Genomic DNA, 11,428 nt, shown 5'->3' with positions numbered 1-11,428 from the left:
GTGACGGCATGGCAAAGCTCTGGGACCGCATACGGCTTATCCCAACAGTGGTTCGTCTCGCGTCCCGGGCACCGAGGGATCCGCATGCCGCTTGGGACAAGTACTGGAAGGGTATCCACACGACGGGCAGGGCCGGAGACGTTCTCTGGGACGCCGACTCCGCTGCAGAGCGCGGGCAGTACGCGGATCTGATCCGCGCCCACTTTGATCCGGCCCTTCCGGTCGTTGACGTGGGCTGCGGCAATGGAACGTACACCCGGTGGCTGGCCGGGCTTTTTCCACGGGTGCTCGGAATCGATGTGTCCGCCGGGGCCATCGACCGAGCGGCTGCGGAATCAAAGGATATCCCCAACGCTGACTTTATGGTTCTGGATGCTGCGGATACAGGCGCGGGAGGACTTCTCTTGGAGCGGCTGGGCCCAGCCAACGTCTTCGTCCGCGGAGTCTTTCACGTCCTGAAACCGGACAAGCAAGCCGCCGTGGCGGAAAACCTGCGCACGGTCGCCGGTGACAAGGGCCGGGTCTTCTTAGCGGAAACCAATTTCCCCGGAAACAGCCTCGACTATTTGGCGGAACTCGGGGCCACCCGGGAGAACGTACCGCGCCCGCTGCGGCGGGCGCTGGAAAACCTGCCAAGGCCGGGCCGCTTCGGTGCCCGCGAACGCCACGCCTTGTTCCCGGACGCGGACTGGCAGCTCATCGAGGACGGCCCGATCAGCATCGAAGTGGTCCCAATGAGGTCCGAGAATGCCCGCCAGAGCGTTCCGGGATATTTCGCCCTCATGGCGGGAACCGGCAAGGCCCCTCACCAAAAGAACTGACATTCAACGAAAGGGCCGCGCGCCGGTTGCAATCCGGCGGGCGGCCCTTTGCCGTTGGCGGCGTTACTCCTTGCGTTACTCCTTGCGGCGGACCGAGAGCCCGCTGCCGGTGGAGGCGCCGCCGTCGGGCCGCGCGGACACGTCCGGGCCGCCCATGGTGAGCTCCATCAGATCCGGGGCGGTGTCCACCAGGACCGTGTCGCCGTCGGCGATCTCGCCGGCCAGAATGGACTTGGCCAGCCGGTCGCCGATCTCCCGCTGCACCAGGCGGCGCAGCGGCCGGGCGCCGTAAGCGGGGTCGAAGCCGGTGACGGCCAGCCAGGCCCGCGCGCCCTCCGATACTTCCAGGGTGAGGCGGCGGCCCTTGAGCCGTTCGCCCAGTTCCTTGACCTGCAGCTCCACGATCTGGGCGAGTTCCTCGACGCTCAGCGGGTCGAAGAGCACCACCTCGTCGAGCCGGTTCAGGAATTCGGGTTTGAAGGAGGCGTGCACCGTGGCCATGACCGCGTCCCGCTTGGCGGCGGCGTCCAGGTTCGGGTCCACGAGGAACTGGCTGCCCAGGTTGGAGGTCAGGACCAGGATCACGTTGCGGAAGTCCACGGTGCGGCCCTGTCCGTCGGTGAGGCGGCCGTCATCGAGCACCTGCAGGAGGATGTCGAAGACCTCCGGGTGGGCCTTCTCCACCTCGTCCAGCAGCAGCACGGAGTACGGACGACGGCGGACGGCCTCGGTCAGCTGGCCGCCTTCCTCGTAGCCCACGTAGCCCGGAGGCGCCCCGACGAGCCGGGCCACGGAGTGCTTCTCCGAGTACTCGGACATGTCGATCCGCACCATGGCCCGCTCGTCGTCGAAGAGGAAGTCCGCGAGCGACTTGGCCAGCTCGGTCTTTCCGACGCCGGTGGGGCCCAGGAAGAGGAAGGATCCGGTGGGCCGGTTGGGGTCGCTGATGCCGGCGCGGGCCCGGCGCACGGCGTCCGAGACGGCGGTGACGGCCTTGGTCTGGCCGATCAGCCGCTCGCCCAGGACGTGCTCCATCTCCAGCAGCTTCTGGCTCTCGCCCTGCAGCATGCGCCCGGCCGGGATGCCGGTCCACGCGGAGATCACCTCGGCGATGTCGTCCGCGGTGACCTCGTCGGCCACCATCTGCCCGGACTTGTCGGTCACGGCGGCTTCGGCCTCGGCCGCGGCCTTGAGTTCACGCTCCAGGGCCGGGATCTCGCCGTAGAGGATCCGGGACGCGGTCTCGAAGTCGCCTTCGCGCTCAGCCTTTTCCTCCGCTGACCGCAGTTCGTCCAGCTTGGCGCGCAGGTCGCCGGCACGGTTCAGGCCCGCTTTCTCGGTTTCCCAGCGGGCGTTCAGGGCCGCGAGCTCCTCCTTCTTGTCCGCCATGTCCGCGCGCAGGGCGGCAAGGCGTTCCACCGAGGCCGGATCGGTTTCGCCGGCCAGGGCCAGTTCCTCCATGGTCAGCCGGTCCACCTGGCGGCGCAACTGGTCGATCTCTTCCGGGGCGGAGTCGATTTCCATCCGCAGCCGGGACGCGGCCTCGTCCACGAGGTCGATCGCCTTGTCCGGCAGCTGCCGGCCGGAGATGTACCGGTTGGACAGCGTCGCCGCGGCCACCAGGGCGGAGTCGGAGATGGAGACCTTGTGGTGCGCCTCGTAGCGTTCCTTGAGTCCGCGCAGGATGCCGATCGTGTCATCCACGCTCGGTTCGCCGACGAAGACCTGCTGGAAGCGGCGTTCCAGGGCCGGGTCCTTTTCGATGTTCTCGCGGTATTCGTCCAGCGTGGTGGCGCCGATCAGCCGGAGTTCGCCGCGGGCGAGCATGGGCTTGAGCATGTTGCCGGCGTCCATCGAGCTGTCCCCGGAGGCGCCCGCGCCGACCACGGTGTGGAGCTCGTCGATGAAGGTGACGATCTGGCCCTCGGAGCTCTTGATCTCCTCCAGCACCGCCTTGAGCCGCTCCTCGAATTCGCCGCGGTACTTGGCGCCCGCCACCATCGAGGCCAGGTCCAGGGCGACCAGGGTCTTGCCGCGCAGGCTCTCCGGCACGTCGCCGGCCACGATCCGCTGGGCCAGGCCTTCGACGACGGCGGTCTTGCCGACGCCGGGCTCACCGATGATCACCGGGTTGTTCTTGGTGCGGCGGCTGAGCACCTGGATGATGCGGCGGATCTCGGCGTCGCGCCCGATCACCGGGTCCAGCTTGCCCGAGCGCGCGATCGCGGTCAGGTCGGTGCCGAACTTCTCCAGCGCCTGGAAGGTGTTTTCGGGGTCGGCGTTGTCCACTTTGCGGTCCCCGCGGACCCCGGGCAGGGCCGCGAGCAGCGCCTCGTGGGAGGCGCCGGCATCGCGGAGCAGCCGCCCGACGTCGTCGCTGCCGGAGGCGAGGCCGAGCAGCAGGTGTTCGGTGGAGACGAAGGTGTCCCCGAGCCGTTCCGCCTCGTTCTGGGCGTTCTTGATGGCCTGCATCGCGGTGCGGGAAAGCTGGGCCTGCTGCACCGAGCTGCCCGACGTCGACGGGAGGGCCTTGATGGCGGAGCTGGCCTGGACGCTGACCGCATCCGGATCGGTCCCGGTGGCGCGGAGGAGCGCGACGGCGACCCCCTCGCGCTGGTCCATGAGCGCCTTAAGCAGGTGGGCCGGTTCCAGCTGCGGGTTTCCGGCCGTCGAGGCGTTCATGGCTGCTGCCGAAAGAGCCTCCTGGCTCTTGGTGGTGAATTTCGCGTCCAAAGAGAGCTCCTTCCGGGATCAAACTGTCGTCAAAGTTGAGTCTAGCCCGCTCAACTTTGGAATTGGCTCCTTTGGCTCCATGTTTGCCCACGGCGAAACTGCTGTCTAGGGCCGGAGTCCCCCGCGGGCACCGAGGCGCTCCTGGACCGACGGACATGCCCATCCTTCGCGCTGCCAAGTGGGCATGTCCCGTGGCCACGGTCCGCCCTTCCGGACATGCCCATCCCGGGCGCGGGCCACTGGACATAATCCGAATATGCTCATCGCTCGAAGCTTGGGCCGGACATGTCCCCTGCGACCAGGCGTCGAAGGATGGGCATGCCCATCCGAGGGGCTGCAAAAACCGGTCCGCCCAAGCCGCATCACTTAACGTTGCTTAACGTTGCGCGGGCTAATTACTGTAACTGAGGTCACAGGGACGCAAACCGATGCGAAGGAGGGTCAGAATGCAGGAGCAAGCCGCCACCGTTGCCGCCGATGGCCCCGTTGCACCGGTTTCCGCGGCTGCCGTGGCCCGCGCGGCTGGCGTCTCCTCCGCCGCGGTGTCATACGTCCTCAACGGCAAGGGCGGCGTCTCGCCGGAGACCCGGCGCCACATCATCCACGTGGCGAACGAGTTGGGCTTCAGGCCCCGTAAGTCCTCCCAGTCCACTGATCTGCAGCGCACCCGCGTGATCGGCCTCATCCTGCCCAACATCATCAACCCGATGTTCCCCCGCTGGGCCCAGGGCGTCATTTCCGCGGCAGCCGATTCCGGCTACGAGGTCTTTGTCGCCACCACCCAGGACGATCCGGAGGTCCTCGCCCAGGTCACGTCCACGCTCGCGAACCGCAACGTGGACGGCGTCATCCTCGCCGCCTCGCTCCGGGACGACGCGCGTGCCCTCCGCACCCTGAGGTCCGCCCGGATCCCCTACGTCTGCCTGTCCCGCCGGGCGGACTTCCTGGACTCCGACTTTGTCGGGATCGACGACGACGCCGCGGCGACCCTGCTGATGCAGCACATGCTCGCCCACGGCTACACCGAGATCGCCACCGTGATCGGCCCCCGCTTTTCCACCGCCTCACTGGCCCGGGAACAGGCCTTCGTGCGGACGGCGGCCGCCGCCGGCGTCGTCATCAGCGGAGACCGCAAGATCAGCACCCGGGTGAACAACGAGGGCGGCCGGCTGGCCGCGGAACGCCTCTTCGCCTCCGGAACGCCGCCGCAGGCAGTGGTCTGCGGCAGCGACGAGCTCGCCATCGGCGTCATGGAATATGCCCTGGCCCGGGGCCTGCGGATCCCGGAGGACGTGGCCGTGGCCGGCTGCGACGGGCTGCCGCACAGCCGCTCCGGACTGATCAACCTGACCAGCATTGTCCAGCCGCAGCAGGAAATGGCCCACGAGGCCTTCGCCATGCTGCTCAAACGCATTGAAGCCCCGTCCCGCAGCTACACCTCGCTGGTGTGCCGGCACCGCCTCCACATCGGCCGCACCTGCGGCTGCACCCCCGCACTCCCCTAATCACCACATCAACCGAAGCTCCCCAAACGCACCACCTGGCAGCGCCGACTGCTGCTTGAACGCTGCCCGCTGTCCACCCCGACCAACAATCCTGACCCCAATTCAAGGACGAAGACCCATGTCAGTTGTATCCGCACCAACGAAGATGCGCACACCGCAGGAAATTAACGGCGTGATCCTCCGCCGAGTCATGCCGCTGCTGATCGGCGCCTACATCATGGCGTTCCTGGACCGCACCAACATCGGTATGGCCAAGGACCGCCTGGAGATTGACCTCGGCATCTCCGCCACCGCCTACGGCATCGGCGCCGGCCTGTTCTTCCTGACCTACGCCCTCTCCGAGATCCCCTCGAACCTGATCATGCACAAGGTGGGCGCACGCTTTTGGATCATGCGGATCATGATCACCTGGGGCATCATCTCCGCCGGCATGGCCTTTGTGCAGGGCGAGTGGTCCTTCTACATCATGCGGATGCTGCTCGGCGTCGCCGAGGCCGGACTCTTCCCCGGCGTCATGTACTTCCTGACCCAGTGGTTCGTGGTCAAGGACCGCGCCAAGGCCAACGGCATGTTCCTGCTGGGCGTCTCGATCGCCAACATCGTCGGCGCCCCGCTCGGCGGCCTGTTGCTGACCCTGGACGGCCTCGGCGGCCTGCACGGCTGGCAGTGGATGTTCCTGGTCGAAGGCCTGCCGGCGTGCGTCCTGGCCTACGTCGTCTGGAAGAAGCTCCCGGACCGGCCCAGCCAGGCCAAGTTCCTCAGCACCGAGGAAGCCGCCGATCTCGAGGCCCGGATCGCCGCCGAAGAGCAGGCCGGCGCCGAAGCCTCCGGCAACCACCGCCTCCGCGACGCACTCAAGGACAAGCAGATCCTCCTGGTCGTGGGCGTCTACTTCACCCACCAGATCGCCGTCTACGCCCTCTCCTACTTCCTGCCCTCCATCATCGGCACCTACGGCAAGCTCAACCCGCTCCAGATCGGCCTGCTGACCGCCATCCCGTGGATCTTCTCCGCCGCCGGCGCCCTGCTGGTCCCCCGCTTCGCCACCGACGGCAAGCGCTCCCGCCTCCTGGTCACCGGCACCATGATCGGCATCATCGCCGGCTTCGCGCTCGGCGCCGTCGGCGGCCCGCTGCTCGGCATGATCGGCTTCTGCCTCGCGGCCTTCAACTTCTTCGCCCTGCAGCCGATCCTCTTCACCTACCCGGCCACCCGCCTCAGCGGCGCCGCCCTCGCCGGCGGCATCGCCTTCGTCAACACCATCGGCCTGCTCGGCGGCTTCCTCGGCCCGTACGTCATGGGCTTCATGCAGGACGCCACCGGCTCCAAGCTCTCCGGCCTGTGGTTCATCGTGGGCATGTGCATCATCGGTGCACTGCTGTCCCTGATGCTCAAGCGCGGCACCGAGAAGCCCGACGTCGTCCCAGCCGCCCACTAAGCGCCCGACGCCGGCCGCCACCGAACGCTCCACTGCCAACGCTCCGCCGGCGCCCCTGCGCGCCGGCGGAGCCGCTCACCGAACCACCACCGCAAGGAATACCCATGGATTTCACCGCAAAACGCGTCCTGGTCACCGCCGGCGCCAACGGCATCGGCCTGGCCATCGCAAGCAAGTTCCAGGCGCTCGGCGCCGCCGTCTTCGTCACCGACATTGACCCCGACGCCGTCGAGAAGGCCCGCGTCAACGGCCTCGCCGCCGCGGTCAGCGACGTCTCCGACGAGGCCCAGGTGCGCGATCTCATGGCCACGGTGGCCGAGGAGCTGGGCGGCCTGGACGTGCTGGTCAACAATGCCGGCATCGCCGGGCCCACCGGCCCGCTCGAAACCCTCGACGCCGCCGCCTGGAAGGCCACCTTCGACGTCAACATCCACGGCCAGTTCTACTGCATCAAACACGCGCTGCCACTGCTCCGGAAGGGCAGCGGCGCCTCGATCGTGAACCTCTCCTCCGCGGCCGGCCGGCTCGGCATGGCCGGGCGCAGCGCCTACTCCGCCTCCAAGTGGGCCGTCGTCGGGCTGACCAAAACGCTCGCAATCGAACTGGGACCGGACCGGATCCGGGTCAACGCGATCTGCCCCGGCGCCGTCAACGGGCCCCGGATCGACGCCGTCATCGCCGCCAAGGCGCAGATGCTGGACCTCCCGGCGGACCAGGTCTCCGAGCTCTACCACAACCAGTCCTCCCTCGGCCGGCTGATCGAGGCCGAGGACATCGCGAACATGGCCGCCTTCGCCGCGAGCGACCTAGCCCGCAACGTCAACGGCCAGGCCCTCGCCGTCGACGGCAACACCGAAAAGCTTTACTGAGCCCCGAAGGAGCGACCCCCATGGCTGCTGCACGCAAAGTCATCATCACCAGCGCCGTCACCGGCGCCATCCACACCCCGTCCATGTCCCCGCACCTGCCGGTGTCCCCGGACGAAATCGCCGACGCCGCGATCGGTGCCGCCGAAGCCGGCGCCGCGATCGTCCACATGCATGCCCGCGACCCGAAGGACGGCCGGCCCTCGCAGGACCCGGAGCACTTCGCCCCGATCCTGGACAAGCTCAAGCGCAACACCGACGCCGTCATCAACATCACCACCGGCGGCTCCCCCCACATGACCGTGGAGGAGCGCATGCAGCCAGCCGCGCTGTTCAAGCCCGAACTGGCCTCGCTGAACATGGGGTCGATGAACTTCGGCCTGTACCCGATGCTGGACCGTTTCACGGACTTCGGCCACGAGTGGGAGCGCGAAGGACTCGAAAAGAGCCGCGACCTGGTCTTCAAAAACACCTTCCAGGACATTGAAACCATCCTCGGCATCGGCAACGAGAACGGCACCCGGTTCGAGTTCGAGTGCTACGACATCTCCCACCTGAACAACCTGGCGCACTTCCACGCCCGCGGCCTGGCCCGCGGCCCGCTGTTCGTCCAGTCCGTCTTTGGCCTGCTTGGCGGGATCGGCGCCCACCCGGAAGACCTCATGCACATGCGCCGCACCGCGGACCGGCTGTTGGGCGATGATTACGAGTGGTCCATCCTGGGCGCCGGCAAGAACCAGATGCCGCTCGCCACGATCGGTGCGGCCATGGGCTCACACGTCCGCGTCGGCCTGGAGGACTCGCTCTGGATCGGCCCCGGCCAGCTCGCCACGTCCAACGCCGAGCAGGTCACCCGGATCCGCACCATCCTGGAGGCCCTCAACTTCGAGATCGCCACCCCGGACGAGGCCCGCGAGATGCTGCAGCTCAAGGGCCGCGACAAGGTGGGATTCTAGGCCGGTGAGCATCCTCGTTGCCCCGGACAGCTTCAAGGGAACTTTCCCGGCCGCGGACGTCTGCGCCCACATCGCCGCCGGCATCCGCGCTGCCGGGGCGGCCGCCGTCGAACTGCCAGTGGCCGACGGCGGCGAGGGAACCTTCGACGTGTTGGTCCGGGGACTCGACGCCCGGCCGGTCCGGGTCCGCGCGGTGGGACCCTGGGGCGACGACGTCGAGTCGGTCGTCGCGCTGGCGCCGGACGGCACCGCCGTCATCGAACTTGCGTTTGCCAGCGGCTTGAACCTGCCCAGCACCGGTGACCGGGACCCTGTCCGCGCCAGCACCTACGGCACCGGGGTGATGATGGCGGAGGCCGTCCGGCTCGGTGCCCGGCGGGTGCTGGTGGCGGCCGGCGGCTCCGCGACAACCGACGGCGGGGCCGGCGCCATCGCCGCCATCGAGGAGCGGGGCGGCCTGAACGGCGCCGAGGTGGTGGTCCTCAGCGACGTGACCACCCGCTTCGCCGACGCAGCCCGGGTCTTCGGCCCGCAGAAGGGCGCCGGCCCGGCCACGGTGGAGGTACTCACAAGGCGGCTCAACGAGCTGGCGGACAGGTTTGCCCGCGAACTGGGCCGGGACCCCCGGCCGGTGGCGCGCACCGGGGCTGCCGGCGGCTTCTCCGGCGGCATGTGGGCGAAGTTCGGGGCCAGGCTGGTGTCCGGCGCGGACCACGTCCTGGACCTGCTCGGCTTCGATGCCCACGCGGCGGCCAGCACCGCGGTGGTGGTCGGCGAGGGCCGGCTGGACTCCCAGACCAGCCAGGGCAAGATCATCGCCGCCATCCTGGCCCGGAGCGGCACGACGCCGGTGTACGCCGTCGTCGGCTCCGTCCATGAGGACCTGGGCGACTATGCAGACAACTTTGCCGGCGTGATCGTGGCGAGCGATGTGGAAGCCCTGGTGGCGGCGGGGTCGCGGCTGGCCCGCATCACGGGACATGCCCTGGGCTGACCCCGCCCGTCGGACATGTCCGTCTTCGATCGCCGCGGCTGGACATGTCCGTCCCCGGCCCCGGCCGATGGACATAATCCGCATATGCCCACTCCTCGAATGCAGGACTGGGCATGTCCGCCCACGGTCCCCACGCTGCGCAATGGACATGCCCGTCCCTGCCCGTGGCCGATGGACATATTCCGCATATGCCCACTCCTCGAGCGCAGGACTGGGCATGTCCTTCCCGGGTCCAGCAGTGGGCATGTCCCGCAAAAAGAAGCGATCCGGCGGTCGGCTCCCCCAAGGAACCGACCACCGGATCGAATAATGGCTACGAGTAAAGCTTGTCACACGTTTGACAACTTTGTCACATGACGCGCGGGCAGGGCTTGGCGGACCTCTGTAATCTGGGACTCATGGATGAGACTTCGGCACCCGAGCACAGCACCCGCAGCGTTTTCCTGGACAAGTCGCACCCTGCCGCGTGGCGCGCCCTCAACGGCCTGGGGCTGAAGGCCAAGGAGGCCGCGGAGGACGCAGGGCTGGACCAGACGCTGATCGAGCTGCTAAACGTCCGCATCTCGCAGATCAACGGCTGCGCCTTCTGCCTGGACCTGCATGTAAGCGATGCCATCAAGAACGGTGAATCAGCCCAGCGCCTGGCGGTGCTCCCGGCCTGGCGCGACACCACCCTTTTCAACGAGAAGGAACGTGCCGCCCTGACCCTGGCCGAGGCGATTACCAACATCTCCGACGCCGAGGCCCGCGAGCGTGAAGGAGGCCGGGCGCGCAAGCACCTTACCGACGTCGAGTTCTCCGCGGTCAGCTGGCTGGCGATCACGATGAACGCCTTCAACCGCGTCTCGATCGTCAGCCAGCACCCGGTGCGGAACAAGGCCCAGGGCAGCAAGGACCAGGAAACCAAGCCCGAGTAACCGGCCGCCGCGGCCGGCGGGCGCAGCCGGCAGGAACCGGCCGGCGATGCCCGGCGGCCAGCCCGGCAGCTACGGGATCAGGCGGTCCGCCCGGAGCCGGTCAAACAGCCCCGTGAACGAGTCCAGGGTCCGGCGGTACCCGGTGAAGCCCGCGAGGCGGCTCTTGCTCATGTCGGCCAGCACCTCGATGTTGCGTCCCAGGTCGCCGTCGGTGTGCCACCACGAGGAGACCCGCCCCAGGTCCGGTTCGGCGAGTCCGTGCCGGGCGGCCAGGTCCGCCCACGCCGTTTCCATGCCCCGCATCTGTTCTTCCAGCGGCCTGGGTTCGTTTTCGAAACCAACGGCTTCGACGCCGAAATAGGCGGCAAGGCGCGGCCACATCCAGCGCCAGCGGAAGACATCGCCGTCGACGATGTTGTAGGCCTGGTTGCCCGCCGTCTCCGCCGTGGCTGCCCAGAGCATGTGTTCTGCCAGCAGTCCGCTGTCGGTCATATCGGTGAGGCTGTTCCACTGCGTCTCCGAGCCGGGGAAGATGAACGGCCGGTTCAGTTCCTTGCAGAGCGACGCCTGCACCGCGAGGGTGATCCCCATGTTCATGGCGTTGCCCACCGCGTGGCCGATGACCGTGTGGGCGCGGTGAACCGACCAGTTGAACCCCTGGCGTTCGGCCGCGGCCCCCAGTTCGTCCTCCTGGGCGTAGTAGAAGTTGGGCACGGGCAGCCGCGGTTCCTCCTCATGGAAGGGCGTGTCCGGCATTTCCCCCGCGGCGTAGGCCTCAAAGGGGCCCAGATAGTGCTTCAGCCCGGTCATCAGGGCGACGTGTTCCACCGGGCTGTCGCGCAGGGCGTTAAGCAGGTTCCGCAGCAGCGCGGCGTTGACTTCGATGTTTTCCCGCTCCGTGTCCTGCCGCGACCAGGCGGTGAAGAACACGTGGGTCGGGCTTTCGCCGGCCAGCGCGGCCGTAAGGCTCTCCGGTGAGCTGAGGTCCGCACTGATGGGCCGCACCCCGGGACGGGCAACGCCGCCGCGGGACAGGGCCAAGACATCCCAGCCTCTTTCCGCAAGGAGGGTGACCAGGGCGGACCCGGCAATGCCGCTGGCTCCGACCACCAGGGCGGTGCGTCCATGGGCTGGGGCTGGGCTGTTGTGCACGAGATTCCTCCTGGTTGCGGGGCGGGCCTCTCTCCACCCTAGGCCG

General features: G+C 68.2%; 9 protein-coding genes. 7 read left to right on the top strand and 2 right to left on the bottom strand.

What is annotated here, in order from left to right; translation table 11 throughout:
- Positions 1-8 precede the first annotated feature (8 nt).
- Positions 9-821 carry a class I SAM-dependent methyltransferase gene (locus HNO80_RS08385; protein WP_175322386.1) on the top strand — a complete coding sequence of 271 codons (813 nt, stop codon included), beginning with the start codon at positions 9-11 and terminating at the stop codon, positions 819-821.
- A gap of 75 nt (positions 822-896) precedes the next feature.
- Here HNO80_RS08385 and clpB read toward each other — a convergent pair whose 3' ends face one another.
- Complete coding sequence (gene clpB / locus HNO80_RS08380) at positions 897-3,554, bottom strand: ATP-dependent chaperone ClpB (protein WP_175322385.1); 2,658 nt, start codon at positions 3,552-3,554, stop codon at positions 897-899.
- A 446-nt stretch (positions 3,555-4,000) separates the two neighbouring features.
- Here clpB and HNO80_RS08375 point away from each other — a divergent pair, with 446 nt between their 5' ends.
- The 6 genes from HNO80_RS08375 to HNO80_RS08350 all read left to right on the top strand — a co-directional run bounded on the left by HNO80_RS08375 (position 4,001) and on the right by HNO80_RS08350 (position 10,230).
- Positions 4,001-5,059, top strand: coding sequence for a LacI family DNA-binding transcriptional regulator (locus tag HNO80_RS08375; protein WP_175322384.1), 1,059 nt, complete (start codon positions 4,001-4,003; stop codon positions 5,057-5,059).
- A 118-nt stretch (positions 5,060-5,177) separates the two neighbouring features.
- Complete coding sequence (locus HNO80_RS08370; protein WP_249777223.1) at positions 5,178-6,497, top strand: MFS transporter; 1,320 nt, start codon at positions 5,178-5,180, stop codon at positions 6,495-6,497.
- Positions 6,498-6,601: 104 nt separating this feature from the next.
- Positions 6,602-7,366 carry an SDR family oxidoreductase gene (locus HNO80_RS08365; protein ID WP_175322383.1) on the top strand — a complete coding sequence of 255 codons (765 nt, stop codon included), beginning with the start codon at positions 6,602-6,604 and terminating at the stop codon, positions 7,364-7,366.
- 20 nt (positions 7,367-7,386) lie between these two features.
- Positions 7,387-8,319: a 3,5-dioxohexanoate:acetyl-CoA acetone transferase gene (gene kce, locus HNO80_RS08360; protein ID WP_175322382.1), complete on the top strand. Its 933-nt coding sequence runs from the start codon at positions 7,387-7,389 to the stop codon at positions 8,317-8,319.
- A gap of 4 nt (positions 8,320-8,323) precedes the next feature.
- Positions 8,324-9,313, top strand: coding sequence for a glycerate kinase (locus HNO80_RS08355; RefSeq protein WP_175322381.1), 990 nt, complete (start codon positions 8,324-8,326; stop codon positions 9,311-9,313).
- A gap of 398 nt (positions 9,314-9,711) precedes the next feature.
- Complete coding sequence (locus HNO80_RS08350; protein WP_175322380.1) at positions 9,712-10,230, top strand: carboxymuconolactone decarboxylase family protein; 519 nt, start codon at positions 9,712-9,714, stop codon at positions 10,228-10,230.
- Positions 10,231-10,299: 69 nt separating this feature from the next.
- Here the strand turns inward: HNO80_RS08350 and HNO80_RS08345 are convergent, their stop codons facing one another.
- On the bottom strand, positions 10,300-11,382 hold the full coding sequence (locus HNO80_RS08345) for an SDR family oxidoreductase (protein ID WP_175322379.1): 1,083 nt from the start codon (positions 11,380-11,382) through the stop codon (positions 10,300-10,302).
- Between the last annotated feature and the right edge of the window lie 46 nt (positions 11,383-11,428).

The organism is Arthrobacter sp. C9C5 (assembly GCF_013359735.1).
Lineage (GTDB): Bacteria > Actinomycetota > Actinomycetes > Actinomycetales > Micrococcaceae > Arthrobacter.
The sequence above is the reverse complement of the archived record's forward strand: the minus strand, read 5'-3'. Positions and strand labels throughout refer to the sequence as shown.

Bases quoted from the DNA above. Each gene is read 5' to 3' on its own strand.
- HNO80_RS08365 (WP_175322383.1), top strand. From the start codon at position 6,602: ATGGATTTCACCGCAAAACGCGTCCTGGTCACCGCCGGCGCCAACGGC.
- HNO80_RS08385 (WP_175322386.1), top strand. From the start codon at position 9: ATGGCAAAGCTCTGGGACCGCATACGGCTTATCCCAACAGTGGTTCGT.
- HNO80_RS08350 (WP_175322380.1), top strand. From the start codon at position 9,712: ATGGATGAGACTTCGGCACCCGAGCACAGCACCCGCAGCGTTTTCCTG.
- HNO80_RS08375 (WP_175322384.1), top strand. From the start codon at position 4,001: ATGCAGGAGCAAGCCGCCACCGTTGCCGCCGATGGCCCCGTTGCACCG.
- HNO80_RS08370 (WP_249777223.1), top strand. From the start codon at position 5,178: ATGTCAGTTGTATCCGCACCAACGAAGATGCGCACACCGCAGGAAATT.
- kce (WP_175322382.1), top strand. From the start codon at position 7,387: ATGGCTGCTGCACGCAAAGTCATCATCACCAGCGCCGTCACCGGCGCC.